Here is a 25,634-nt window from a genome sequence, read left to right on the forward strand (position 1 = left end):
GCCGCACGGGGGGGGTTACTTGCTGAGGTGGTCCGGTCCGAACGCCTGGGGCAGCATCTCCGACAGCGGCAGGATGCCGGCCGGGGTGTCGAGCAGCAGGTCGGGGCCGCCGAACTCGTAGAGCAGCTGGCGGCAGCGGCCGCAGGGCACCAGCGTCCGGCCCTCGCCGTCGACGCACGCGAAGTGCGTGAGCCGTCCGCCCCCGGTGTTCTGCAGTTCCGACACCAGTCCGCACTCGGCGCACAGGCCGAGTCCGTACGAGGCGTTCTCGACGTTGCAGCCGGTGACCGTGCGGCCGTCGTCGACGAGGGCGGCGACTCCGACCGGGAAGCCGGAGTACGGGGCGTAGGCGCGGGACATGGCGTCCCGCGCGGCCTCGCGCAGCCGGTCCCAGTCGACGCCGGAGGGCGCGGCCGGGCTCACTTGCCCTGTCCCTTCCGGTACGGCAGGCCGTCCGCCTTCGGCATCCGCAGACGCTGCGCGGACAGCGTGAGGACGACGAGGGTGACGACGTACGGCGTGGCGGAGACGACCTGGTTGGGCACCTCGTTGGTGGTGGCGTACCAGGTGTAGACGAGGGCGCCGACCACCGCGGTGATCATCGACGGGGCGTACTTCTTGCGGATGACCAGCCAGATGGCGCCGATGATCAGCAGCAGGGCGCCGAGCAGCAGCAGCGCGTGCACGTTGGTGGAGCCGCCGCGCAGGTTGAGGCTGTCGGTGTAGCCGAACAGGCCGGCGCCGAGGGCGAGGCCGCCCGGCATCCAGTTGCCGAAGATCATCGCGGCGAGGCCGATGTAACCGCGGCCGCTGACCTGGCCCTCCAGATAGAAGGGGTTGGCGACGATGGAGAGGAAGACGCCGCCGAGGCCGGCCAGACCGCCGGAGATGATCACGGCGATGTACTTGTACTTGTAGACGTTGACGCCGAGGGACTCGGCGGCGATCGGGTTCTCGCCGCAGGAGCGCAGCCGCAGACCGAAGGCGGTCCGCCACAGGATCCACCAGGTGGCCGGGATCAGCGCGACGGCGATCAGGGTCAGCCAGGACACGTTGGTGACGAGGCCGCCGAGCAGGCCGGCGATGTCGGAGACGAAGAACCAGCCGTTGTCGTTCAGGTCCCGCAGGCCGTCGGAGAGGCCCGGCACGGTGAAGTGGCCGAGGGTCTCGACCGCCGGGGACTGCTTGGCGGAGCCGCCCGCGTGGCCCTCGAAGGCGAGGGGCGCGAGGTAGCGGGTGATGCCGAGCGCGAGGATGTTCAGCGCCACACCGGAGACGATGTGGTTGACCCGGAAGGTGACGGTGGCGATGGCGTGCAGGACGCCGCCGATGCAGCCGCCGGCGATGCCGACGACGACGCCGGTCCAGGGACCCCACTGGAAGCCGGCCCAGGCGCCGAACCAGGTGCCGAGGATCATCATGCCCTCGAGACCGATGTTGACGACGCCGGCCCGTTCGGCCCACAGACCGCCGAGACCGGCGAGGCCGATCGGCACGGCGAGCTGGAGCGCGGTGGACATCTGGCTGACGTTGGTGATGCCGTCGGCGCCGGTGATGATGCGGACGATCGAGGTCAGTGCCAGGGCTCCGGCGATGACCAGCAGCAGCACCTGCCAGGAAAGTCGGCGGCCGGTCGGCGCCGCGGGCTGCAGCGAGGGCTGGTTGACATCAACCGCTGAGGTCGGGGCAGTCATCGGCCAGCCACCTCCTTCGTGGTGTTGTTGTCGGCGCCGAGGACGTGACCGGCTGCCAGTTCGGCGCCGACCCGGCGCTGCTGGCGGCGCAGGCCCCACTCACGGACGGCCTCGTAGGAGACGACGACCGAGAGGACGATCAGGCCCTGCATGATGACCGCGATCTCCTTGTCGTAGCCGTGGAAGTCCAGCTCGGGGGACGCCTTGTCGAGCCAGGCCCACAGCAGGGCGGCGAACGCGATACCGACGGGGCTGTTGCGGCCGAGCAGCGCGATGCCGATGCCGAGGAAGCCGATGCCGGTGGGGAAGTTCAGGCTGTACGTGTGGGTGTCGCCGAGCAGGATCGGCAGGCCGGCGAGGCCCGCGATGCCGCCGGAGAGCAGCATGGCCGTCAGCACCATGCGCTTGGGGTCGACGCCGCTGGCCGCGGCGGCGGTCTCGGAGGCGCCGGAGGCGCGCAGGTCGAAGCCGAAGCGGGTGCGGTTGAGGACGACCCAGTAGCCGATGCCGAGGAGCACGGCGAGGAAGACCAGGCCGTAGATCTCGCCGGCGTCGCCGACGGGGATGCCGGAGACCCAGCCGGACTCGTGCATCTCGCCGGTGGTGTTGTTGTTGCCGACCTTGACGCCGAAGACGTTCGGCAGCCACAGGTAGGCGATGACGGAGGTCGCGATCGCGTTGAGCATGATCGTCGCGACGACCTCGCTGACGCCCCGGGTGACCTTCAGGACACCGGCGATACCGGACCAGAAGGCGCCGGTGAGGACGGCGGTGAGGAGGAGAAGCGGGACCTGGAGGCCGGCCGGGAGGTTGGCGTGGGCGCCGACGACGGCGGCCATCATGGCGGCGAGCTGGTACTGGCCGTCGACACCGATGTTGAACAGGTTCATCCGGAAGCCGATGGCGACCGCGAGGGCCGCGATGTAGTACAGCGACGCCTGGTTGATGATCAGCACCTGGATGTCGGAGAAGCCGAGCTGCTCGAACATCAGGGTGTACGGCTCGACCGGGCTCTTGCCCGAGGCGATCAGGACGATCGCGCTGAGCACGAAGGCCACGGCCAGCGCGATGACCGGTCCGGCCACCGCGAGGAGCACGCGCTCCTTGTCGAACTTCTTCATCAGCGTGCCTCGTCTTCGCCGGACTCGGGAGACTTGCTCAGGTCGGGAGTCCCGGGGGTCGTGTCGTCGTCTTCGAGGTGCCCGGTGGCGGCACCCGTCATCGCCGAGCCCAGCTGCTCCGGGGTGATGGTGGCCGGGTCGGCATCCGCGACCAGCTTGCCGTTGTAGATCACGCGGAGGGTGTCGGACAGGCCGATCAGCTCGTCGAGGTCGGCGGAGATCAGCAGCACGGCCAGGCCCTCGCGGCGGGCCTCGCGGATGTGGTCCCAGATCGCCGCCTGCGCGCCGACGTCGACACCGCGGGTGGGGTGCGCGGCGATCAGGAAGCGCGGCTTGTGGCTCATCTCGCGGCCGACGATCAGCTTCTGCTGGTTGCCGCCGGACAGGGAGGCGGCGGTGACGTCGATGCCGGGGGTGCGGACGTCGTACGCCTCGACGATGCGGCGGGTGTCCTGCTGGGCGGCCTTCGGGTTCAGCCAGACGCCCTTGGCGAGGGGCTCCTCGGTGACATGGCCGAGGATGCGGTTCTCCCAGAGGGGGGCCTCCAGGAGCAGGCCGTGGCGGTGCCGGTCCTCCGGGATGTAGCCGATGCCCTGCTCGCGGCGCTTGCGGGTGGTCCAGCCGGTGATCTCCTCGTCGGCGAGGGTGATCGTGCCCGAGTCGGCGTGCTTGAGGCCGATGAGGGCGTCGACGAGTTCGGTCTGGCCGTTGCCCTCGACACCGGCGATGCCCAGGACCTCGCCCGCGTGGATGGTGAAGCTGATGTCGTCCAGGAGGGCCTTGCCGCCGGCCGCCTCCAGGCGGAGCTTGTCGACGGTGATGACGGGGCGGTCGGTGACCGTGGACTCGGCGGTCTCCGGCGTGGGCAGTTCGCTGCCGACCATCATCTCGGCGAGCTGCTTCGGCGTGGTCTCGGCGGGGACGGCCGTGCCGACGGTGGTACCGCGGCGGATGACGGTGATCTCGTCGGCGACGGAGAGCACCTCGCCCAGCTTGTGGGAGATGAAGATGACCGACAGGCCCTCGGACTTCAGCTCGCGCAGGTTCTCGAAGAGCGCGTCGACCTCCTGCGGCACGAGGACCGCGGTCGGCTCGTCGAGGATCAGGGTGCGTGCGCCGCGGTAGAGGACCTTGAGGATCTCCACGCGCTGGCGGGCGGCGACGCCGAGCTCCTCGACGAGGCGGTCGGGCTCCACGCCGAGGCCGTAGCGCTCGGAGATCTCCTTGATCTTGCGGCGGGCCTTGGCGCCGATGCCGTACAGCTTCTCGCTGCCGAGCACCACGTTCTCGAGGACGGTGAGGTTGTCCGCGAGCATGAAGTGCTGGTGGACCATGCCGATGCCGCGCACGATGGCGTCGGCCGGGGACGAGAAGGTCACCTGCTCGCCGTCGACCGCGATGGTGCCCTCGTCCGGCTTCTGCATGCCGTAGAGGATCTTCATCAGGGTCGACTTGCCGGCGCCGTTCTCGCCGACGAGGGCGTGCACGGTGCCCTTTTTGACGGTGAGGTGGATGTCGTGGTTGGCCACGACGCCCGGGAAACGCTTGGTGATCCCGGCGAGCTCGACGGCGGTCACCTGACCGTTGACCGCCGCGCCGGCCGGAGGGCTGCTGGACGCTTTGATGGCGCACACTCCTGGGGACGGGGGTCGTCTACGCGCGTAGCGCCCCTATGGCCTGAAAAGGGGCCGGCGTACCGCGACAACGGGGTACGGGGAGCGAGCCTCCCCGTACCCCGTCGAGCGGACACAACCCCTGGGGTTACCGCTGCTCAGGGTCTGGCTTCACTCAGCTGGTCTTGACCTTGATCTCGCCGCTGACGATCTTCTCCTTGGCCGTCTTGAGGGCTTCCTGAAGCTCGGCATCGTCCGCGAACTTCGGGTTGGAGTTCGACAGGCTCACCTCACCCGACTTCAGATCGCCACGAACGATACCGGTCTCGGGCTTGCCGTCCTCGACCGACTTCGCCAGGTTGTACACCGCCTTGGCGACGTCCTTCATCGCCGAGGTCAGGATCGAGTCCTTGTACTTGGCGAGCGCTTCCTGGCTGTACTGGTCGGAGTCGACGCCGATCGCCCACACCTTGTTGGCGGCGGCGGCCTCGATGACACCCTGACCGGACAGACCGGCGGCGGCGTAGACGACGTCCGCCTTCTTCTCGATCTGGCCCTCGGCGGCCGACTTGCCCTTGTCGGGGCTGGAGAAGCCACCCTCCTCAGCGGTCTGCGTGAGGTACTGGGTGAGGACCTTGGCCTTGGGGTTGGTGTCCTTGACGCCCTGCTCGAAACCGGCCTGGAACTTGTGGATCAGCGGGATGTCCACGCCGCCCACGAAGCCGACGGTGTTCGTCTTGGTGCTCTTGGCGGCGGCGACACCGGCCAGGTACGACGCCTCCTCCTCGGAGAAGACGAGGTCGGCGACGTTCTTCGCCTCGACGGTGGAGTCGTCGACGATGCCGAAGGTGGTGTTCGGGAACTTCTCGGCGGCGCCCTTGACGGCGGCGGCGTAGGCGTAGCCGACACCGATCACCGGGTTGTAGCCCTGCTTGGCCAGCGACGCGAGGCGCTGCTCCTTGTCGGCGTCCGTCTCACCGTCGGTGGGCTCGACGTCGGCCGTGGTGTAGCCGAAGTCCTTCTTCGCCTTCTCCAGGCCCGCGTACGCGGCGTCGTTGAAGGACTGGTCGCCCTTGCCGCCGACGTCGTACGCGATGGCGAGACCCTTGTCCCCGCCCTTCGAACCCTCCGAGGAGGACTCGGTGGAGGTGCCGCCGCAGGCGGAGAGAGCGAGGGCCAGAGAGGCGGTCGCTGCGCCCGCGACCGTGATCCGGGAAATCCGGCGCATGTCGTGTGACTCCTAGTCGTACTAGCGCCGGGACGGTACAGCCTTGGGACAGCTTGCAGCTACGGCGCTGGCTTCCGCCGCAGAGTAACGCGCGTAGACCTGCCAGGAAACCCCTTCTGTCCACCTTGTTATAGGCCCGTGGCCAACCGCGTGCGCGGGGCGCTCCGAGGGCCCGCGACCGGGGCCGGCGGGTGGCCGAGGGTGACCGGCGCGTCACTCGCACGCGGGGGCGGGAACGGCGAGCGGGCGGGCACCCGAGGGATGCCCGCCCACTGAACGCCCGTACGGCCGAACTGCCGTACGACCGCGACTACTCGGTCTTGACCTTGATGGTGCCGTCGATGATGCCTTCCTTGGCCTTGTCGACGGCCTCGGCCAGACCCGGGATCTTCGCGAACTCGGGGTTGGAGTCCGACAGGCCCACGCCGTCGACCTTGAGGTCGAAGGTCTGCGTGCCGGTCAGCGGCTCACCGTCGTGGACGGACTTGGCCAGCGTGAACACGGCACCGCCGACGTCCTTCAGGGCGGACGTCAGGATCGAGCCCTTGTAGTTGGCGAGAGCCGCCTGCTTGTACTGGTCGGAGTCGACGCCGATCGCCCAGACCTTGGCCTTGGACGCGGCCTCGATGACGCCCTGGCCGGAGAGGCCGGCGGCGGCGTACTCGACGTCCGAGCCCTTCTCGATCTGGCCCTCGGCGGCGGCCTTGCCCTTGTCGGGGCTGGAGAAGCCACCCTCCTCGGCGGTCTGCGTCAGGTACTGCGACAGGACCTTCACCTTGGGGTTGGTGTCCTGCACGCCCTGCTTGTAACCGGCCTCGAACTTGTGGATCAGCGGGACGTCGACACCGCCGACGAAGCCCACCGTGTTCGTCTTGGTGGCCTTGGCCGCCGCGACGCCGGCCAGGTAGGAGGCCTCCTGCTCGGCGAAGACGAGGGAGGCGACGTTCTTGCCCTCGACCACGGAGTCGACGATGCCGAAGGTGGTCTTCGGGTACTTCTTGGCCACGGCCTCCATCGCGGGACCGTAGGCGAAGCCGACGCCGATCACCGGGTTGTAGCCCTGCTTGGCCAGCGAGGAGAGCCGCTGCTCCTTGTCGGCGTCCGTCTCGCCCTCGGTGGGCTCGATGTCGGCCGTCTTGTAATCGAACTCCTTCGCCGCCTTCTGCAGGCCGGCGTAGGCGGCGTCGTTGAAGGACTGGTCGCCCTTGCCGCCGATGTCGTAGGCGATGGCGAGACCCTTGGAGTCGCCGCTGCCGTCGCTTCCGCTGCCGCTGTCACTGCTGGTACCACCACACGCCGTGGCAGCGAGCGCGATCGACGCGACCCCCACCGCGACACTGGTCAGTTTGGATGTCCGACGCATCGTGAAGTCCCCATTCTCCAAGCCCCGCAGTGGGTGCTGGGTTCGGCGCACATTAACGCGCGTAGACACTCCTGGGAACGGGGTTTCGCCGTGCCGTTATCCATTCGTGCCGATGGCCGGTTACGTCCTTGTGAACCACCGGATCGAAAGGCACGCATGGGGCGATCGCACCCACGGGTGCCTTCCGCGCGACAGCACTCCGGACCGCCCGCCATGGCCCAGACTCCCCCCGGCTCCGGCGGGTCGCAAGCGGAGTGGGCGAGACGGGTGGCGGGGTGTCCGGGGGCGTGCTCCGGGGCCGTGTTCCGGGCGCCGGGCTCAGCGGGTCGCGTCGAGCAGGGCCGCCGCCGTGAACAGCTCCACGCCGACCGTGATGGCCGACTCGTCGACGTCGAAGTCGCCCTGGTGCAGGTCGCGGCCGATCCTGTCGCCCGGGTGGCGGACGCCGAGACGGGCCATGGCGCCGGGGACGTGCTCCAGGTACCAGGAGAAGTCCTCGCCGCCGAGGCTCTGCTCCGTGGACTCGACGGAGTCGGCGCCGCGCCGGGCGGTCATCGCGTCGCGGAGCAGCTCGGTGGAGTCGGCGTCGTTGACGACGGGCGGGACGCCCCGCACGTAGTTGATCTCCGACTTGGCGCGGTGCAGGTTGGCGACCTCGTCGATCGCGGCGACGACCAGGTCGGGGGCCTGCCGCCAGGTGTCGAGGTCGAGGCAGCGCACGGTTCCGGCCACCTCGGCGTGCTGCGGGATGACGTTGGGCGCGTGCCCGGACTCGACGCGGCCCCAGGTCACCGACAGCCCGCTGCGGGCGTCGACGCGACGGGCGACGATCGCCGGCACGTCGGTGACGACACGGGCGACGGCGGTGACGAGGTCGGTCGTCAGATGCGGACGGGCGGTGTGTCCGCCGGGCCCGGCCAGGGCGATCTCGAGGCGGTCGCAGGCGGAGGTGATGGGGCCCTCGCGCAGTCCGATCCGGCCCGCGTCCACCTTCGGGTCGCAGTGCAGGGCCAGGAACCGGCCCACCCCGTCGAGCACGCCGTTGGCGATGGCCTCGACGGCGCCGCCGGGGAGGACCTCCTCGGCGGGCTGGAACAGCAGCCGGACCGGCCGGGGCAGCTGTCCGCGCCGCTCCAGCTCGGCCAGGACGAGCCCGGCGCCGAGGACGACGGTGGTGTGCACGTCGTGGCCGCAGGCGTGGGCGCGGTCGGGCACGGTGGAGCGGTAGGCGCACTCACTCTTCGTGTCCGGGATGGGGAGCGCGTCGATGTCGCCGCGCAGCGCGAGCATGGGGCGTCCGCCGTCCCACTCGCCGATGTCGCAGACGAGGCCGGTGCCGCTCGAGAGGACGCGGGGTTTCAGGCCGGCCTTCTCCAGGCGGGCCTTGATCGCCGCGGTCGTTCTGAACTCTTGATTGCCGAGCTCAGGGTGCATGTGGAGGTCGCGCCGGAACTCGATGAGCTCGGCGCGCAGCGCTTCCGGCAAGGTGCCGGGGAGTGCTGATTCTCCGGTTTGGTCGGCCTCGGACTCTGCGGACATCAGTTGGTTCACCCTCTGAAGGGTAGGACGCCGAGGCGGCCAACTGACCCTCGATCAACAAAACTTCAACCCGTTCGGGGAAGAAAATCTGGCCGTCCGACGCGTAGGTATTGATTTAGGTGGGTAAACTCACGCGTTTTTCACCGAGCCGGTCCTTGTGGTCGACGCAGTGTGACGACGACACGGGCGGCCCATACTCCACGGATACCACGCCGCGGACAGAACTGTCGGTTGTGTTCACCTGTCGGGACCGGACGCTCCGCGGGAAGCGCCGGACAGGGGGCTCGGCGGCGGCCTAAGGGTTGTCCCGTAATGCCCGGTGGATCAGCGCGCGGCGTCAGATGCGGTGCATCGCAAGGCGGAGGGTCGTCCGCATACTGGATGTATGCGGAGGACCCGACCACGCGGCGAGGTGCCGTAGCTGTCGTCGCGCGCCCGCCGGGAATGACGGGACAGCCCTTAGGGTCGCCGGGTGCCAGCCGATTTTCTGGAGGCCACGCGGGCCTCGTACGACACCATCGCCGCCGCCTACACGGACCGCTTCCCGAACCGGCCGGGCGACTGGCATCCGCTGGACCGGTCGCTGATCGGCGCGTTCGCCGGGCTGGCGGCCGTGCACGCCCCGGCTCCGGTGGCCGACCTCGGCAGCGGTCCGGGGGCGGTCACCGCGCATCTGCACGGGCTCGGCCTCACGGTCTTCGGGGTCGACCTGTCCCCCGGCATGGTGGCCCTGGCCCGGCGCGCGCATCCCGCGCTGCGTTTCCACATCGGCTCGATGACGGCGCTGGACCTGCCGGACGGGACGCTGGGCGGGATCGTCGCCGCGTACTCGCTCATCCATGTGCCCGACGAGCATCTGGCGGACGCGTGCGGCGAGATGGCGCGGGTGCTGCGGCCGGGGGCGCCCGTGCTGCTGGTGTTCCAGTCCGGGGATGCCGGGGGGCGGATGCGCCTGTCCGAGCGGTTCGGGCGGGACGTCGATCTCACCTACCACTGGCGGACCCCGGAGACCGTCGCCGAGCGGCTGGCGGAGGCCGGGTTGTGGGTGACGGCTCGGGTGCTGCGGGAGCCCGTCGGCGAGGAGAAGCGCCCGCGGGCCTTCCTCCTCGCCGAGAAGCCCATGGGGCTCACCCCGCGCTGATCGCCGCCAGACGGTGCACGTCGCGTGCGGTGCCGGTGACGCCCGACAGGAAGCCCTCGGCGCGGGGTGAGGCGTGGGCAGTCAGCCACGCCGGGTCGATGTCGCACACGGCGACCCGGACGCCTGTGCCGGCCAGCGCGAGCGGCAGGGTGTGCACGACGGTCGACGGGAAACTCAGGACCGTACGGCCGATCGGGCCGCGGCGGGCGATCAGCTCCAGCGGGAGGTCGGGGCGGACGACCTCCAGTCCCGTCTCGACCGCCAGCCGGTGCAGTTTCTCGGCGCTCTCGCGGCGGTGGGCGAAGTAGCGGGTGGCGCCGTGCGCGGCGGCCAGGGAGCGGACGGCCCGCAGATACCGGTCGCCGTCCACCACGCCGGTCTCGACGAGGGACGTGCCGACCAGGTCGGCGCCCTTGGTGATACGGGGCGGCCCGAACCGTTCACGGGTCCAGGCGAAGGTGTTCGCCGTGACCGTCACGCCGGGCGGGGTCTCGGTGACCGGCATGGACGAGAAGACCTCGACGGTCCGGCTGCCGCCGGGGGTGAGGCGTCTGCGGGCGACCGCCGACACCGGCGCGAACAGCAGGTCGCGCGGGCCGGGGCGCCCGCCCTTGCGGTGCCAGCGGACCAGGCGTTCGCCGCGGGCGAGCTGCGCCACGAACTCCATGGTGGCGGTGCCGTCGTCGACGACGACGAGGGCCCGGGCGCCGGTGATCGTCAGCAGCAGCTGGACGTACCGGGAGAAGGGGTCGCCGAGGACGATCCGCTCGGCTCGGCGCAGCAGGCCGGCGAGCCCGCCGATGGTCCGGAAGGGTGCCGTGGCACCGCCCCGGGCCTCCTCCCAGCGGATGGTGTGGCCCTCGGTGCGGGCCAGTTCGGCCGTCCTGCGGAGCTGACCGCGGGTCATGGGGTCGGTCGGGGACAGTACGACGAGGGTGAGCCCCGCGCCGGGCGCGTGGGCGTGGGCCCACTCCAGCACGTTCAGGAGCTGTACCGGGCTCTCGACGAACGCGAGAGTGGAGTGGCCGGCGTTCCCGGCGCGGCGGCTCATCGGCGTGACCGTCCCCTGCCTCGTGGTGTCCGGGTTCAGACCGCGACCGGTTCGCCGGCCGCTGCGGCGATCTCCGCCTCGGCGACCACGCCGGAGACGCGGCGGAGCTTCTTCATGGGGCCGAGCTCGGAGTCGTAGACCTTCTTCACGCCGTCACCGAGGGACGCCTCGATGGTGCGGATGTCCCGGACCAGTCGGGTGAGGCCCTGCGGTTCGACGGAGGCGGCCTGGTCGGAGCCCCACATGGCGCGGTCCAGGGTGATGTGCCGCTCGACGAAGGCGGCGCCGAGGGCGACGGCGGCGAGCGTGGTCTGCAGACCGGTCTCGTGGCCGGAGTAGCCGATCGGGACGTTCGGATACTCCTTCTCCAGCGTGTTGATCACGCGGAGGTTCAGCTCCTCGGCCTTGGCCGGGTAGGTCGAGGTGGCGTGGCACATCAGGATGTTGTCGGAGCCGAGGACCTCGACGGCGTGCCGGATCTGGCGCGGGGTGGACATGCCGGTGGAGAGGATGACCGTACGGCCCGTCGCGCGCAGTTCGCGCAGCAGTTCGTCGTCGGTCAGGGAGGCAGAGGCCACCTTGTGGGCGGGCACGTCGAACTTCTCCAGGAAGGCGACGGCCTCGGTGTCCCACGGGGAGGCGAACCAGGCGATGCCCTTCTCCCTGCAGTATTCGTCGATCTGCCGGTACTCGTCCTCGCCGAACTCGACGCGGTGCCGGTAGTCGATGTACGTCATCCGGCCCCAGGGGGTGTCGCGTTCGATGTCCCACTGGTCGCGGGGGGTGCAGATCTCGGGGGTGCGCTTCTGGAACTTGACGGCGTCGCAGCCGGCTTCGGCGGCCACGTCGATCAGCTTGAAGGCGTTCTCCAGCTCGCCGTTGTGGTTGATGCCGATCTCGCCGCAGATGTAGACGGGGCGGCCGGGGCCGACCTCGCGCGAACCGAACGTACGCAGACGGGAGTTGGTGCTCATCAGAGGATTCCTCACTTGGGCTTACTTGGGGAGGGAGTCGAGGGAGGGGCCGAGGATCCAGCCGGCGATCTCCCGGATCGCGCCGTCGCCACCGGGGGCGGTGGTGACCGCGCGCGCGGCGCCGCGGACGACGTCGTGGGCACTCGCGACCGCCACGGGCCAGCCGGCGAGGGCGAAGCACGGGAGGTCGTTGACGTCGTTGCCGACGTAGAGCACGCGCTCGGGCGCGATGCCCTGTTCCTCGCACCACTGCTTGAGGGCGAGGTCCTTGCGGTCGACGCCGTGCAGCACGGGGATCCGCAGCTTGCGGGCGCGGGCGGCGACGACCGGGTTCTGTTCCGTGGACAGGATCAGCAGCTTCAGGCCGCTCCTGCGGAGGGCCGCGATGCCGAGGCCGTCGCCGCGGTGCACGGCGACGAACTCCCGCCCGTCGGAGTCGATCAGCACCCGGTCGTCGGTCTGGGTGCCGTCGAAGTCCAGGACGACCGCGTCGATGTCGGCGGCGGTCGGCAGCGAACCGACCCCGCCTGCGTCGAGGAGGGGGGCCAGTGCGCGGGCGCGGGCCAGGTCGTGCGGGTCGTCGATCTCCAGGACGCGGGCCGGGTCGGTGCGGACCAGTTCGGTGCGGCCGAAGAAGCGGTGACCGTGCTTGCGGAAGCCGGCCGCGTCCATGGCGTAGGCGGCGCCGGTCTCCAGGAAGTCCTCGGGGCGGTCCTGGCGGCGCGGGCGGTGGGACGGGTCGTGGTTGACGCCGTGGCCGCCGCCCCCGGTGGACTCGCCGGACGCGTCGGTCTCTTCTGTCTCGCGCCACACGAAGCCGTGGAAGGGTGCCACGGTGACGGCGGTGTCGGCGCCGTTCTCGGCGACCGCGGCGGCGACCTTCTCGATGTCGTCGCGGACGAGGAACGGGCTGGTGCACTGCACGAGCAGGACCACGTCGACGGGGGCGCCGTGCAGCGCCTCATGGGTGTCCAGGGCGTGCAGGACCGCCGCCTCGGAGGTGGCGGTGTCCCCGGCGATCGCGGCGGGCCGCAGTACGACCTCGGCGCCGGCCTGCCGGGCGGCTTCGGCGATGGCCCGGTCGTCGGTGGAGACGACGACGTCGGTCACCAGCCGGCTCGCCCGGCAGGCGCGCACCGCGCGGGCCACCAGCGGGACTCCGCCGACCGGGGCGAGGTTCTTCGCGGGCACGCCCTTGGAGCCGCCGCGTGCGGGGATCACGGCGAGCACCCGGCGGGTCGAGGTGCCGTGGCCCGTGGCCGGGTCGGACATGGTTTCTCCTTGTCGATGGGGGCGTCCTCGGGCGCTCACAGCTCGCCCATCCGCCGGATCACGGGGGCGACGCGCTGCACGCCGTGCCGGTAGGCGCCGCGCGCGGCCCGGCGCACGATCTGCCGGACGGGGCCGGGCGCCCTGCCGGTGGCCGGCGCTCCGGGGAGCGGGGAGCCGTCGGGCGCGAGGTGGTGGCGGGCGAGGACGGCGGGGAGGTAACCCGGTGCCGTGGCGGGGGTGTAGTACGGGGTCAGGGGCGGGAGCGGCCGGGCGAGGAGCCCGGCGATCCGTTCCCGGGCCGCGTCGAACGCGCCGTCCGTGGCCACGCCCTGCCGGGCCACCCACTCCTCGTCCGGCTCAGGACGGTGTCCGGCGTCGAGCTGGTCCCAGGAGGCCAGGCAGCCGGAGCCGACGAAGTGGTGGTTGCCGAGTGCCTCACGCACTCCGAGGTCCGTGAGGACGGCGGTGGGGATACGGCGGTGCAGGGATTCCAGGGCGGCGGTGGAGCTGACCGTGACCAGCAGGTCGGCGCGGTCCAGCACCTCGCCCATGTGCCCGTACACCAGCTGGAAGTTGTCCGGCGCGGACAGCTTCCCGGCGAGTTTCTGGTACGGCAACTCCTCGATGTGCGTGGTGTGTTCGCCCGGCCTGGAGCGCAGCTTGAGCAGGACCTCCCGCTCGGGGTGCAGCCGGGCGTGCCGGACCAGGCGCTCCAGCAGATACGTACGGTCCCGGCGGTTCTCCGGCACGGAGGGCTGGGCCGCGAACACCACCGTGTACGGGTCGTGCTCCCCCGGGTAGGGCTCGCCGCCCAGGAACGGCAGCGCCACCTCGGTCACCGCCGACGCGTCGGCGCCGACCCCCTCGTACACGGCGCGGAACCGCTCGGCGTCCTGCCGGGAGTTGGCGAGGACGAGGTCGGCGCCGTGCCGCAGCAGCAGGCCGTCGGCGAGCTTCTCGTAGACGACGCCGACATAGCCGGTGACCACGACGGGGCGCCTCTCGCGGTCCTCCCACACGCGCTTCAGCCCGTGCAGCGCGGCCTGTACCCCGCCGCCGACCAGCGCGAGGACGACGACGTCGTACGGCTGCCGGGCCATGGCGTCGAGGAACTCGGCCGTGGTCACCTCGCGCAGGGAGTCGGCGGGGACGCCGACCTCCTGGAGCTGGCGTGGTGTGGGGGTGGCCCGGCCGCGCAGGAGGTATCCGTCCAGGCGGACGTCCGTGTCCTCGGGGGCGATACGGCGCGCGGTGAGCGCACCCCATTTCCACCGGGTGTCGGAATCCGCGAGTACGGCCACTCGCCGGGTGTTCGTCGTTCTCGCTGGCACGTCGATGACGCTAGGAACGCATTCGGGACGGCCGCCCAACCCGAACACAACAAACGGTGAACAGCGCACCGACGAACGGCGAATCCGGCCGCTTCAGGAGGGACGGAAAACCCGGTTCACGGCTTCTCCACTCGCCGTTCACCTGAAATCAATTGAGGCGTCAAGACGAATGCCGGGCCGCCCCCTACGGTCTTTTCCGTGGTCAAGCTCTCCGTCATCGTGCCGTTCTTCAATGTGCGGCAATACGCGCCCGACACCCTCAGGAGTCTTCGTGCGAACGCACGCGACGACTTCGAGTTCATCCTCGTCGACGACTGTTCGCGCGACGGGACCCCGGAGATCCTCGCGCGCGCCGAGCGCGAGCTGCCGGGTGCCGTCCTCGTGCGGCACGAGCGCAACGGGGGGCTGGCGACCGCGCGCAACACCGGGATCGACCGGGCGCGCGGCGAGTATCTGACGTTCCTGGACGGCGACGACTGGCTGGCGCCCGGGTACTACGCCCGGCTGGTCGCCGCCATCGAGGGGCTGGGCTGCGACTTCGTACGCACGGACCATGTCCAGTGCACGGGGCGGGCGCGGACGGTGCACCGGGTTCCGCACGGCCGCCGTGGTGTCGTGCTGCGTCCGCGGGACGCGATCCTGCCGGCCGACCGCTCCACGTCCGTCGACTACGCGTACGCCTGGGCGGGCGTCTACCACCGCCGGCTCGCCGAGCGGGGGCTGCTGCACTTCACCGACGGGCTGCGCACCGCGGAGGACCGGCCCTGGATCTGGCGGCTGCACCGCGAGGCGGAGTCCTTCGCCGCGGTCGGACTGCTCGGTGTCTTCTACCGGCGCGGGGTCGCCTCGTCGCTGACGCAGATCGGGGACGTACGGCAGCTGGATTTCATCCGCGCATTCGACCAGGTCGTGTCGGAAACGGCACAGGATTCCGCGGCGGATGTTCTGCTGCCGAAAGCCGTGCGCACGTATTGCGCAATCATTTCCCATCACCTGACGTCCATCGAAAGGTTCGAACCGGCGGTGGCGAGGAAACTGAAATCCATGAGTGCAGCGGCGCTGCGCCGAATGCCGCAGGACGTGCTGGAGGAGGCGCTGGACTCGATGGACGTGCGGCGCGCCACCCGGCTGCGCCGGCTGCGGCGCCGTCCCGCCGTCGTGGGGGCCGCCGCGTGACCACCCGGATCTTCCAGGCGTCCACGCTGTACGGCGCGGCCACGCTGGCCGCCGCCCTGGACGCGGGCTGCTTCGACTCCACCGGCCGGCGGATCCTGCTGGTCTGCAACAACGCGGCGACCCCCGAGACCACTCCGGGGCTGGACTCCATGCCGGGGTTCGCGCGGCTGCGCGACCGGTTCGACGACGTGGTGTCGTACAACGAGACGTTCTTCCCCTTCCATCCCGGCGGGTGGTCGCCCCGGGCCGACGAACTGCCGCTGTGGGAGCGGTTCGTGCGGCACGAGTGGCGCCTCGGCGACGACGACGTCGAGCTGGCCGTCGAGTCGATCCAGGTCGATCCGTCGCTGACGCTCGCCCGGATCTTCACCGGCGCCCCCGTCACCGTCTACGCGGACGGCCTGATGAGCTACGGCCCGACCCGCAACAAGATCGACCCGCTGGTCGGCACCCGGGTGGACCGGGTGCTCCACGTCGACCTGGTCCCGGGGCTCGCCCCGCTGCTGCTCACCGAGTTCGGCGTGCCGGCGGAGGTCGTGCCGGCGCCGGCGCTCACCAAGGTGCTGGCCTCCCTCGCGGACGGGGCCGACGGCCTGCCGGACGTCGAGGAGCCCGCGCTGCTGCTCGGCCAGTATCTGTCCGCGCTCGGCATCCTCTCCCCCGACGAGGAGGACGCCCTGCATCTGCGGATGCTGAGGGGCGTGGTCGCGCTCGGCCATGAGCGGGTGGTGTTCAAGCCGCATCCGTCGGCGCCCGCGCGGTTCACGCGCAGTCTGGAGGAGGAGGCGGGGCGGCTCGGCGCCGAGCTCGTCGTCTGTGACACACCGGTGCTCGCCGAAGTGCTGTTCCAGCGGACGCGTCCGGCGCTGGTGGCCGGCTGCTTCTCCACCGCGCTGCTCACGGCGTCCGCGCTGTACGGCCTGCCGGTCGCCCGGGTGGGCACGGACCTGCTGCTGGAGCGGCTGACGCCGTACGAGAACAGCAATCGGGTGCCCGTGACGATCGTGGACGCGCTGCTGCCCGCCCTTGAGGACCCGGCGGCGGTCGCGGAGCGGCGTCCGGGCAGGGACGTCGAGGCGCTGGGCGCGCTGGTGCGCGCGGTCGGATTCGCGATGCAGCCGAAGATCCTGCCGGGCCTGCGCGCGGAGACGGAACGCTATCTGGCGGCGCATCAGGGCGAGAAGACCCTGCGCTACTTCAAGCGCCGGCGGCTGACCTCGCTGGGGCTGCCGGGCGGGCTGCCCGCGCAATTGTCCTTCATCCCGCGCAACGCCACCGTGCGCCGCGTGGCCCGCCGGGCCCGGGACCTCCGCCGCTCCGCCCGCGAGGGCGCCTCGTGATCGACGCGCCCGCCGCCGCGGAGATCCCGGTCCACCCGGCCCCCTTGCGTCAGAACCGGCTGCGCGCCCTGGACGGACTGCGGCTGGTCGCCGCGCTGATGGTGGCGGCGTACCACTACGGCGGCCGCGACGGCGAGGTCGCCGACGCCTGGGGCAGCTCACCGAGCCTGCAGTTCCCCACGCTGCACGGCTGGTTCGCGTACGGCTGCCTGGGCGTGCAGGTGTTCTTCGTGATCAGCGGCTTCGTGATCTGCATGAGCGGCTGGGGCCGCACCCTGACGTCGTTCTTCGCGTCCCGCGCGGCCCGGCTGCTGCCGGCGTACTGGGCGGCGGTCGTCCTGGTGACCGTCGTGTTCGCGCTGCCCGTCGTCGCGTACCGGGCGGTCTCGCCCAGCGACGCGCTGGTGAACCTGACGATGCTCCAGCAGCCGTTGGGGGCCGACCGGGTCTTGGGTGTGTGCTGGACGCTGTGGGCGGAGATCCGGTTCTACGCGCTGTTCGCGCTGTGCGTCGTGCTGCCCGGCGCGACCCGGCGGCGGATCATCCTGTTCTGCGCCGCCTGGACGCTGGCCGCCGCCCTCGCGCAGGCCGCCCGGGAACCGCTCCTCGACCTCGTGCTGATGCCCGAGTACGCGCCCTTCTTCGTCGGCGGGGTCGGCCTGTACCTGGTGCACCGCGACCGGCGGGACGCCTACGCGTGGGGTGTCGTGGCGGTGAGCTGGCTGCTCGGCCAGCACCACGCGGTGGCCCGGCTGTGGCACGCGCCGGACGTCGACGCCTTCTCGTACCGCGGCTCCCTCGGCATCATCCTGGTCGTCACCTGCGGCTTTGCGGCCGTGGCCGTGATCGCGCTGGGGTGGCTGCGGTGGGCCGACCGGCGCTGGCTGACCGTCGCCGGCGCGCTGACGTACCCCTTCTACCTGGTCCACGAGCATCTGGGCTGGGTCGTCATCGAGGCACTGCACCAGGGGCTCGGTCTGCCGTCCGCGGCCACCGCCCTGCTCACGGTCGCCGCGATGCTGCTCCTGGCCCGGCTGTTGAACCGGTACGTCGAGGAGTGGGCGACCCCGCTGCTGCGGCGTGCGCTGTCCTCCCGTCCACGGTGACGGGCGGCGGTCAGCGGATGCCGTAGCGGGCCTCGATGCCCGCGATCACCAGGGCCAGCCCCTCCTCGAAGTGCTGGTCGTAGTCGGCGAAGATCTCGGCGCCCGCCCGCGCCGAGAGCGGGTAGTCCGCCATCATGCGGGCGCGTTCGTCGATGTCGTAGCCCTCGCGGCGCTCCCCGGGCAGTGGTTCGACGCCCTGTTCCTCGGTGACGAAGCCGAGCGTGTAGGCGTAGGCCGTCGAGGTCGCGCGGACCGCCTGGGCGAGGGTGAAGCCGGCGGCCGTGAACAGTCTGAGGCTGTCCTCCATCTGCTCGGCGTGGACCATGCCGGTGAACCGTGAGCCGCTGAACACCTTCGCGCCGTCGCGGTAGCCGCGCAGCGCCGCGCGCAGCCCGCGGTTCGTCCTCAGCAGCCGCTCCTGCCAGGTGTCGTCCGGGCCGAGCGGGGTCCCGGCGACCATCCGCCGGTACATCTCGGTCGCCATCTCGTCCAGCAGCGCCTGCTTGTCCTTGAAGTGCCAGTACAGGGCGGGCGCCTTCACATCCAGCTCGCGGGCGATGGCGCGCAGGGTCAGCCCGTCCAGACCGACCTCGTTCAGCAGTCTCAGGGCGGTGTCGGCGACGCGGGTGCGGTCGAGGGGGGCGCGGCGTTCGGAGGTCACGCTTGACAGTTTAACGCCGTTAAGGGCACGCTCGACACCGACGGCACTTAACAGCGTTAAGGAGCGATCGACCATGAGCGAACAGCCTCGTACGACGGACGTCCTGATCGTCGGAGCCGGGCCGACCGGCCTCGCCCTCGGCGTCGACCTGGCCCGGCGCGGCGTGGACGCGCTCGTGCTGGAGCGCGCCGCGGAGCTCTTCCCCGGCTCGCGCGGCAAGGGCCTGCAGCCCCGCACCCTGGAGGTCTTCGACGACCTCGGCGTCCTCCCCGCGATCCGCGCGGCGGGCGGCACCTACCCGGTCGGGATGATCTGGCAGGACGGGAAGCGGGCCGGCGAGCACCACATGGCCGAGCCCGCCGAGCCGACCGAGGCCTCCCCGTACGAGGAGCCGTGGATGGTGGCGCAGTGGCGGACCCAGCGGATCCTGCACGACCGGCTGACCGAACTGGGCGGCGAGGTCGCCTTCGGCGGCGAGCTGGTGGGCCTCACCCAGGACGAGGACGGCGTGACCGCCCGCCTCGCGGACGGCGGCACGGTCCGCGCCCGGTACGCGGTCGCCGCCGACGGCGGCCGTTCGGCCGTGCGCCGGGCCCTGGGCATCGGCATGACCGGGGAGGACGTCGACCCGCACCCGATGCTGGTCGCGGACGCCCGGATCACCGGCCTGGACCGCGACAACTGGCACCTCTTCCCGCCGCGCGGGGACGACGACGGCTTCCTGGCCATCTGCCCGCTGTCCGGCACGGAGGACTTCCAGGTCGTCGCCCGGTTCCCGGAGGGCGCCACCGTGGACACCTCCCTGGAGGGGGTGCGCAAGGTCGTCGCCGCCCGCTCCCATCTGCTGCCCGAGGACGTGACCGAGGTGTCGTGGGCCTCCGACTTCCGGCCGCGGGTGGCGCTCGCCGACCGGTTCCGGGACGGCCGGGTGTTCCTCGCCGGGGACGCGGCGCACGTCCACTCACCGGCGGGCGGCCAGGGCCTCAACACCAGCGTGCAGGACGCCTACAACCTGGGCTGGAAGCTGGGGGCGGTCCTGCGCGGCGGGGCGTCGGCGGACCTGCTCGGCACCTACGAGGAGGAGCGGCGCCCGATCGCCGCGCACATGCTGGGTGTCTCCACCGGTGTGCACCGCGGGGAGATCCGGCGCGGGCAGGCGACCCATCAGCTCGGCCTCGGCTACCGGGAGTCGTCCCTCACCCGCGAGACCCGCCCCGAGCCCGGCCCGGTCCAGGCGGGCGACCGCGCCCCGGACGCACGGGCGGACGGCGTCCGGCTCTTCGACGCGTTCCGGGGCCCGCACTGGACCCTGCTGACCGTCGGGACCGACACCGCACTGCCCCCGCTCCCCGTGCCGACGGTCCGCATCGGCCACCACGCGACCTACGGCACGGGCGTCTTCCTGGTCCGCCCCGACGGCTATGTCGGCTGGGCGGGGACGACCGCCGAGGGGCTGGCGGAGTACGCGGGGGAACTCCGCCTGGTCTGACCTAGGCGCTGGCCAGCGACAGCTTGACCGCGAACCCGAGGAACAGCGCACCCGCCGCCGAGGTCGCCCCGGCCGACAGACGCCTGCGGCGGCGGAACGCGGCGGCCAGCCGGGTGCCGCTGAAGATCAGGGCGCTGAGGTAGAGGACGCTGGCCAGCTGCGCGAGGGTGCCGAGCACCACGAAGGAGACGGCCGGGTGGGCGTAGGCCGGGTCGACGAACTGCACGAAGAAGGCGACGAAGAACAGGATCGCCTTGGGGTTGACCAGGCTGACGACCAGGGCGCGGCGGAAGGGCCGCTCCTCACCGGCCGGGGCCTCCCCGGTGGCCGCGGCGACCGCCTCCCGGCGGGTGCGCCACATGGCCCAGGCGGCCCGCAGCATGCCGATCGCCAGCCAGGTCAGATAGCCCGCGCCGGCGTACTTCACGATCCCGAACAGCAGGGCGTTCGCCTGGAGCAGCGAGGCGACCCCGGCCGCGGACAGGGTCATCAGCACGGCGTCCCCGCACCAGACGCCGGCCGCGGCGGTGTACCCGGCGCGGACGCCGCGCCGGGCGGCCACCGAGAGGACGTAGAGCGAGTTGGGACCGGGCAGCAGGATGATGAGGACCAGACCTGCCAGATAGGTCGGGAGATCGATGACGCCGAACATGGACAGGAGTGTCACACGAGTCCCGGCGCGTGCACCCGGTGTTCCGCAGGGTGGGACACCGGCGTCCGGCGTCCGTGCTCAGAAGGTGCCGGACGGCTCGTAGCGGCCCCACACCTCCCGCAGGGTGCCGCAGACCTCGCCCACCGTGGCGCGGGCCCGCAGCGCCTCCTTCATCGGGTACAGCACGTTGTCGTCGCCGGCCGCCGCCTTGCGGAGCGCGGCCAGCGCCGACTCCACCGCCCGCCCGTCGCGTTCGGCGCGCAGCCGGGCGAGCCGCTCGGTCTGCCGCGCCTCGATGGCCGGGTCGACCCGCAGCGGCTCGTACGGCTCCTCCTCGTCGAGCCGGAACCGGTTGACGCCGACGACGACCCGCTCGCCCGAGTCGGTCTCCTGCGCGATCCGGTAGGCGTTGCGCTCGATCTCGTCCTTCTGGAAGCCCCGCTCGATGGCGGCGACGGCACCGCCGAGGTCCTCGACGCGGCGCATCAGGTCCCGCGCCGCCTCCTCCACGTCGTCCGTCATCCGCTCCACGGCGTAGGACCCGGCGAACGGGTCGACGGTCGCGGTCACGTCCGTCTCGTGGGCGAGCACCTGCTGGGTGCGCAGGGCCAGCCGGGCGGACCGGTCCGTGGGCAGGGCGATCGCCTCGTCGTAGGAGTTGGTGTGCAGGGACTGGGTGCCGCCGAGCACCGCCGCGAGGCCCTGGACGGCGACCCGGACCAGGTTCACCTCGGGCTGCTGGGCCGTCAGCTGGACTCCGGCGGTCTGGGTGTGGAAGCGCAGCATCAGGGACTTCGGGTTCCGGGCGCCGAACTCCTCCCGCATGACCCGGGCCCAGATCCGGCGGGCGGCGCGGAACTTGGCGACCTCCTCCAGGAACGTCGTCCGGGCCACGAAGAAGAACGACAGCCGGGGCGCGAAGTCGTCCACGTCCATGCCCGCGGCGACCGCCGTACGGACGTACTCGATGCCGTCGGCGAGGGTGAAGGCGATCTCCTGGACGGGGCTCGCCCCCGCCTCGGCCATGTGGTAGCCGGAGATGGAGATGGTGTTCCAGCGCGGGATCTCGGCCCGGCAGTACCGGAAGATGTCCGCGGTCAGCCGCAGGGAGGGCTTCGGCGGGAAGATGTAGGTGCCGCGCGCGATGTACTCCTTCAGCACGTCGTTCTGGATCGTGCCGGTGAGCTGGTCGGCGCCGACGCCCTGCTCCTCGGCGACGAGCTGGTACAGGAGCAGCAGCAGGGCCGCCGGCGCGTTGATGGTCATGGACGTCGACACCTGGTCCAGCGGGATACCGTCGAAGAGCACGCGCATGTCGTCGATCGAGTCGACGGCGACGCCGACCTTGCCGACCTCGCCGTGCGCGAGGGGCGCGTCGGAGTCGTGGCCCATCTGGGTGGGCAGGTCGAAGGCGACCGAGAGCCCGGTGGTGCCGTGCGCGATGAGCTGCCGGTAGCGGGCGTTGGACTCCGCGGCCGTGCCGAACCCGGCGTACTGGCGCATCGTCCAGGGCCGCCCGGTGTACATCGTCGGGTAGACGCCTCGGGTGAACGGGTAGGCGCCGGGCTCGCCCAGCCGCTCGGCGGGGTCCCAGCCCTGGAGCGCGTCCGGTCCGTAGACCGGTTCGATGGGCAGTCCGGACTCCGACTCACGCGCCATGGTGGGTGCCTCTCGCGTCGCTGGGGTGTCATCGGGCGGCCTGTCCCGCCGGCCGCCGTGACTCCTGTGTTCCACCATGCCGCCTGGTTCGCCACCGGTCACGCGCGGGGAACATGTCGAGTGACATCCACATGGCCGGGGCGGCCGCGATGAGACGACGGGGGCCTGGATGCGTACCAGGGGCATGGGGCGGAGCACTCGGGACGGGCGCGGCGGACGGCCGGGCGGGCTGCGCGCGCCGACGGCAGCCGTGCTCGCCTGCGGCGCGGCGATGGCCGTGCTCGGCGGCTGCACGGTGCAGGGGCCGGACGGGGAGCGGCAGTCACCGGTGCGCATAGAGCTGCCGAGCGGCACCCCGTCGCCGAAGTCGGCGCCGCCCGACGACAAGCCGAGCGCCCCGGCGGCACCGGCGGCGCCCGCCGTGCTGTGGAAGCCCGGCGACAAGGGCCGCGAGATACGGGAGCTGCAGGCGCGGCTGCGCCAGATCGCCTGGCTCTTCGACGGGCCGACCGGTGTCTACGACGACCTCACCGAGCGGGCGGTCCGGGGCTTCCAGGGCAAGCGGGGCCTGCCGAAGACCGGCAGGACGGACCGGGTCACCTGGGAGCGGCTGCTGAAGATGACCCGTGAACCGGGCCGGTGGGACCTGTATCTGATGGGCGGCCAGCCGGCCGACGCGCCGGACGCCCGCTGTCTGACCGGCCGGGTGCTCTGCGTCAGCAAGGAGAGCCGGACGCTGCGCTGGATGGTGGACGGCCGGACGGAGCTGACGGTGCCGGTGCGGTTCGGCTCGGAGTACACCCCCACCCGGGAGGGCGTGTTCAGCGTCTACTGGAAGTCACGCCATCATGTGTCGACGCTCTACGACTCGCCGATGCCGTACGCGATGTTCTTCAGCGGCGGGCAGGCGGTGCACTACTCGTCGGACTTCGCGGCCCGGGGTTACGCGGGCGCCTCGCACGGCTGTGTGAACGTGGCGGACGAGCCGGCGATCCGGGAGATCTTCGCGCGGGTGCGGACCGGCGACAAGGTCGTCGTCCACTGGTGAGAGGCGGTGTGTGGGGCGCGGGCGGGACCGGGGGAACGTGTCCCGCCCGCGCCGATGCACGAGCCGCAGGTACGGGGGGAACCCCGGCTCTGTGCGAGGGCCGATGACCAGTCGGCTCACTCAGATCAGCGCCGGGACGCCCGAAAACGTCACTCCGGGCCCGAAGATTTTTCTATCCGTCTGGAAAACCGCAGGTCAGCGGCTTGCGACGGAGGTGCTGGCGGCGGCCTCGGTGGGGAGTGCGCCGGGCTCGACGATCTCGTCGGCGCCCTCGGCGCGCCGGCCGTCGCCGGAGTCGTCGTCGCGGGTCAGGCCGTTCGGGATGTCGTCGTCGCCGTCGCGGCCCGAGCCGCCCCGGTCGCTCCAGTCGCCGTCGTCGTGCCGCCCGTCGCCGTTGCCACTGTCGTGGCCCCGGCCCTTGTCGCGGTCCTTGGCGTCGCCGCCGGTCCGGGCGTCCACGAGCCGCAGGACCCGGTCGCAGTAGGTCCGCACCCGGCCCTGGCCGCCCGCCGCGCCCTCCAGGGTGTGTCGGCGGTCGCCGGACACCGCCTTGCCGGACCGGATGTCCCGGCAGGAGGAGACGACTCCGCGCCACCAGCCGCCGGAGCCGCGGCGGTCGTCGCCGTCGGCCTTGTCGTCCGCGGGTCCGCCGGGCGGCGTGTCCTTGCCTGCGCCGGGGTCCTGGGTCGCCGCGTTGCCGCCGCCGGTCGGGGTGCCGGCCGGCGCGTCCTCCTCCGGGGAGGGCGACACGAGCGGGTGTTCCGTCTCGGTCGGAGCGGAGACCGTGGAGGCGGGGCGGGCGGGCTCGTCGCGGTCGAACGGCGTCGGCAGGACTCCGGTTCCGGCCGCCACGGCGACTCCGCCGACCATGCCGACGGCGAGCGCGGCGGCGAGGGCGAGCCGGACGGGCCGGCCCCAGCGCGGGCGCCGCAGCCGGTCCGCGGGGGCGCCGAGCCGGACGAGACCGACCTCGTCGGCCGTCGGTCCGCCCAGCGCGCCGGGGGTCGCGGGAATGCCGTCGCGGCCCGCGCGGGATGCCCGGAAGGCCGCCAACGCGGCGGCCTCTCCCGGGAGTTCCTCGCAGGCCGGCGCCGGTTCGGCGGTCAGTGCCTCAAGGGTCTTGGCGAGCCGTTCGGCCTGATCGCGGTCGGCCGGGTCGACAGCTTCGAGTGGCTCTCCCCGCAGCAAGCGTTCCGCTGTTTCGCGGTCCAGCCACCTGTTCAGCTCGTCGGCCATCACACATCCTTCTGCGTCCGCGTACGCAGATGCGTCACAGTCGCGGACGTCACCGCGCGGCGGCGCGGTTCTCGCTGCGGCGGCAGGGCGTCGAGCACCCCGGCCGATTCCGGATCGTCACCGAGCAGTTCGGCGAGGCGCTTCAGGCCCCGGTGCGCCGCGGTCCGTACGGCACCCGGGCGCTTGCCCAGCGTCTGCGCGGCCGTCTTCGCGTCGAGGCCGACGACCACGCGCAGGACGACCGCCTCGGCCTGGTCCTGGGGCAGCCGCGCGATGAGGGAGAGGGTGCCGTCGGTGGCCAGCGCCTCGATCGCCTCACCGGCCGTGTCGGACTCGGCGGCCTTGCCGGTCAGCTCGGTCTCGTCACCGCCGATCGCGGGGCGGCGCCCACGCATCCTGATGTGGTCCAGCGCCCGGTTGCGCGCTATGCGCGCCGCCCAGCCGCGGAAACGGTCGGCGTCCCCGCTGAACCGGTCCAGGTCGCGCGCTATCTGGAGCCACGCCTCGGAGGCGACGTCCTCCGCGTCCGGATCGCCGACCAGCGTCCGCACGTATCCGAGCAGCCGCGGGTGCACGGAGCGGTACACAGTACGGAACGCGGTCTCGTCCCCGTCCTGCGCCGCAAGCACCGCGGTGGTCAGCTCCGCGTCGTCCCCCAGCACTGGATACCTCAATTGATGGTTGCGGCAACAGGACCGCAGGTCGTTGCGGGTGGTACTAGACCCTCCGCGTCCGGCGCGAAAGGCACGTTACGGCCTGAAACCGCTGCTCGTCCATGTCTGTACAACATGCAAGCACCCAGGATTCCGGCTGTCCCGCCGTCCGGGGTGTGACAGAAAACGCAGTCATGGCGCTGTAGAGAGTACGGGCCGCCGCGCGGCCCGTGCCGCGCGACGGCCGGGGCCTCTCCTGTGGGGGGTGGCGGCCCCGGCCGTTGCTT

22 protein-coding genes are annotated in these 25,634 nt (G+C 71.8%); 6 read left to right on the forward strand and 16 right to left on the reverse strand.

Going from position 1 to position 25,634, the window contains the following annotated elements; translation table 11 throughout:
- Nucleotides 1-15: 15 nt before the first annotated feature.
- From KBY32_RS08920 to KBY32_RS08950, 7 genes are all read right to left on the reverse strand, one after another.
- Nucleotides 16-423 (reverse strand): cytidine deaminase, encoded by a 408-nt coding sequence (locus tag KBY32_RS08920; RefSeq protein ID WP_079033611.1) that lies wholly within the window; start codon nucleotides 421-423, stop codon nucleotides 16-18.
- On the reverse strand, nucleotides 420-1,694 hold the full coding sequence (locus tag KBY32_RS08925; RefSeq protein ID WP_055621685.1) for an ABC transporter permease: 1,275 nt from the start codon (nucleotides 1,692-1,694) through the stop codon (nucleotides 420-422). The genes KBY32_RS08920 and KBY32_RS08925 overlap by 4 nt, the downstream gene beginning before the upstream one ends.
- On the reverse strand, nucleotides 1,691-2,815 hold the full coding sequence (locus KBY32_RS08930) for an ABC transporter permease (protein WP_108708389.1): 1,125 nt from the start codon (nucleotides 2,813-2,815) through the stop codon (nucleotides 1,691-1,693). The genes KBY32_RS08925 and KBY32_RS08930 overlap by 4 nt, the downstream gene beginning before the upstream one ends.
- Complete coding sequence (locus KBY32_RS08935; protein ID WP_210979549.1) at nucleotides 2,815-4,392, reverse strand: ABC transporter ATP-binding protein; 1,578 nt, start codon at nucleotides 4,390-4,392, stop codon at nucleotides 2,815-2,817. The genes KBY32_RS08930 and KBY32_RS08935 overlap by 1 nt, the downstream gene beginning before the upstream one ends.
- Before the next feature lie 211 nt (nucleotides 4,393-4,603).
- Nucleotides 4,604-5,656 (reverse strand): BMP family protein, encoded by a 1,053-nt coding sequence (locus KBY32_RS08940; RefSeq protein ID WP_055621682.1) that lies wholly within the window; start codon nucleotides 5,654-5,656, stop codon nucleotides 4,604-4,606.
- A gap of 310 nt (nucleotides 5,657-5,966) precedes the next feature.
- Nucleotides 5,967-7,019: a BMP family protein gene (locus KBY32_RS08945; protein ID WP_210979550.1), complete on the reverse strand. Its 1,053-nt coding sequence runs from the start codon at nucleotides 7,017-7,019 to the stop codon at nucleotides 5,967-5,969.
- 318 nt (nucleotides 7,020-7,337) lie between these two features.
- Nucleotides 7,338-8,558 (reverse strand): M20 family metallopeptidase, encoded by a 1,221-nt coding sequence (locus KBY32_RS08950; RefSeq protein WP_210979551.1) that lies wholly within the window; start codon nucleotides 8,556-8,558, stop codon nucleotides 7,338-7,340.
- Nucleotides 8,559-9,030: 472 nt separating this feature from the next.
- Here KBY32_RS08950 and KBY32_RS08955 point away from each other — a divergent pair, with 472 nt between their 5' ends.
- Entirely contained in the window at nucleotides 9,031-9,699 is a 669-nt protein-coding gene (locus KBY32_RS08955) for a class I SAM-dependent methyltransferase (RefSeq protein ID WP_210979552.1), read from the forward strand.
- Here KBY32_RS08955 and KBY32_RS08960 read toward each other — a convergent pair.
- From KBY32_RS08960 to KBY32_RS08975, 4 genes are read right to left on the reverse strand one after another with little or no spacing between them, the layout of a single operon-like run.
- The gene (locus KBY32_RS08960) at nucleotides 9,686-10,750 is read right to left on the reverse strand and encodes a hypothetical protein (RefSeq protein WP_210979553.1); all 1,065 of its coding nucleotides are present in this window, start codon (nucleotides 10,748-10,750) and stop codon (nucleotides 9,686-9,688) included. The genes KBY32_RS08955 and KBY32_RS08960 overlap by 14 nt on opposite strands.
- A gap of 35 nt (nucleotides 10,751-10,785) precedes the next feature.
- Nucleotides 10,786-11,724 (reverse strand): N-acetylneuraminate synthase family protein, encoded by a 939-nt coding sequence (locus KBY32_RS08965; RefSeq protein WP_055621677.1) that lies wholly within the window; start codon nucleotides 11,722-11,724, stop codon nucleotides 10,786-10,788.
- Between the two features lie 21 nt (nucleotides 11,725-11,745).
- Nucleotides 11,746-12,996: an N-acylneuraminate cytidylyltransferase gene (locus KBY32_RS08970; RefSeq protein WP_210979554.1), complete on the reverse strand. Its 1,251-nt coding sequence runs from the start codon at nucleotides 12,994-12,996 to the stop codon at nucleotides 11,746-11,748.
- Between the two features lie 35 nt (nucleotides 12,997-13,031).
- On the reverse strand, nucleotides 13,032-14,327 hold the full coding sequence (locus tag KBY32_RS08975) for a DUF6716 putative glycosyltransferase (protein ID WP_210979555.1): 1,296 nt from the start codon (nucleotides 14,325-14,327) through the stop codon (nucleotides 13,032-13,034).
- A 198-nt stretch (nucleotides 14,328-14,525) separates the two neighbouring features.
- Here KBY32_RS08975 and KBY32_RS08980 point away from each other — a divergent pair, with 198 nt between their 5' ends.
- From KBY32_RS08980 to KBY32_RS08990, 3 genes are read left to right on the forward strand one after another with little or no spacing between them, the layout of a single operon-like run.
- Nucleotides 14,526-15,503: a glycosyltransferase family 2 protein gene (locus KBY32_RS08980; protein ID WP_108708381.1), complete on the forward strand. Its 978-nt coding sequence runs from the start codon at nucleotides 14,526-14,528 to the stop codon at nucleotides 15,501-15,503.
- Complete coding sequence (locus KBY32_RS08985) at nucleotides 15,500-16,843, forward strand: polysialyltransferase family glycosyltransferase (RefSeq protein ID WP_210979556.1); 1,344 nt, start codon at nucleotides 15,500-15,502, stop codon at nucleotides 16,841-16,843. The genes KBY32_RS08980 and KBY32_RS08985 overlap by 4 nt, the downstream gene beginning before the upstream one ends.
- Nucleotides 16,840-17,949, forward strand: a complete 1,110-nt coding sequence (locus KBY32_RS08990; protein ID WP_210979557.1) for an acyltransferase — start codon at nucleotides 16,840-16,842, stop codon at nucleotides 17,947-17,949. Before KBY32_RS08985 ends, KBY32_RS08990 begins: the two co-directional genes overlap by 4 nt.
- 10 nt (nucleotides 17,950-17,959) lie before the next feature.
- Here the strand turns inward: KBY32_RS08990 and KBY32_RS08995 are convergent, their stop codons facing one another.
- Nucleotides 17,960-18,610, reverse strand: a complete 651-nt coding sequence (locus KBY32_RS08995; protein WP_055621671.1) for a TetR/AcrR family transcriptional regulator — start codon at nucleotides 18,608-18,610, stop codon at nucleotides 17,960-17,962.
- 73 nt (nucleotides 18,611-18,683) lie between these two features.
- On the opposite strand from KBY32_RS08995, the gene KBY32_RS09000 reads away from it, so the two are divergent.
- Nucleotides 18,684-20,099, forward strand: coding sequence for an FAD-dependent oxidoreductase (locus KBY32_RS09000; RefSeq protein ID WP_210979558.1), 1,416 nt, complete (start codon nucleotides 18,684-18,686; stop codon nucleotides 20,097-20,099).
- Nucleotide 20,100: 1 nt separating this feature from the next.
- On the opposite strand, the gene leuE is transcribed toward KBY32_RS09000, so the two are convergent.
- Complete coding sequence (leuE, locus tag KBY32_RS09005) at nucleotides 20,101-20,751, reverse strand: leucine efflux protein LeuE (protein ID WP_055621920.1); 651 nt, start codon at nucleotides 20,749-20,751, stop codon at nucleotides 20,101-20,103.
- 78 nt (nucleotides 20,752-20,829) lie between these two features.
- Nucleotides 20,830-22,410, reverse strand: a complete 1,581-nt coding sequence (locus KBY32_RS09010; protein WP_210979559.1) for a methylmalonyl-CoA mutase — start codon at nucleotides 22,408-22,410, stop codon at nucleotides 20,830-20,832.
- Between the two features lie 184 nt (nucleotides 22,411-22,594).
- On the opposite strand from KBY32_RS09010, the gene KBY32_RS09015 reads away from it, so the two are divergent.
- Nucleotides 22,595-23,458: a L,D-transpeptidase family protein gene (locus tag KBY32_RS09015; RefSeq protein ID WP_374224916.1), complete on the forward strand. Its 864-nt coding sequence runs from the start codon at nucleotides 22,595-22,597 to the stop codon at nucleotides 23,456-23,458.
- 195 nt (nucleotides 23,459-23,653) lie between these two features.
- Here KBY32_RS09015 and KBY32_RS09020 read toward each other — a convergent pair whose 3' ends face one another.
- Together KBY32_RS09020 and KBY32_RS09025 are read right to left on the reverse strand one after the other, a co-directional pair.
- A complete protein-coding gene (locus tag KBY32_RS09020; RefSeq protein ID WP_210979561.1) occupies nucleotides 23,654-24,694 on the reverse strand; it encodes a hypothetical protein in 1,041 nt (346 codons plus the stop codon).
- Nucleotides 24,694-25,356: an RNA polymerase sigma factor gene (locus KBY32_RS09025; RefSeq protein WP_055621666.1), complete on the reverse strand. Its 663-nt coding sequence runs from the start codon at nucleotides 25,354-25,356 to the stop codon at nucleotides 24,694-24,696. Before KBY32_RS09025 ends, KBY32_RS09020 begins: the two co-directional genes overlap by 1 nt.
- Nucleotides 25,357-25,634: the final 278 nt, after the last annotated feature.

Origin of the sequence: Streptomyces sp. RK62 (genome assembly GCF_018070255.1) — a bacterium.
GTDB classification, from domain to species: domain Bacteria; phylum Actinomycetota; class Actinomycetes; order Streptomycetales; family Streptomycetaceae; genus Streptomyces; species Streptomyces nigra.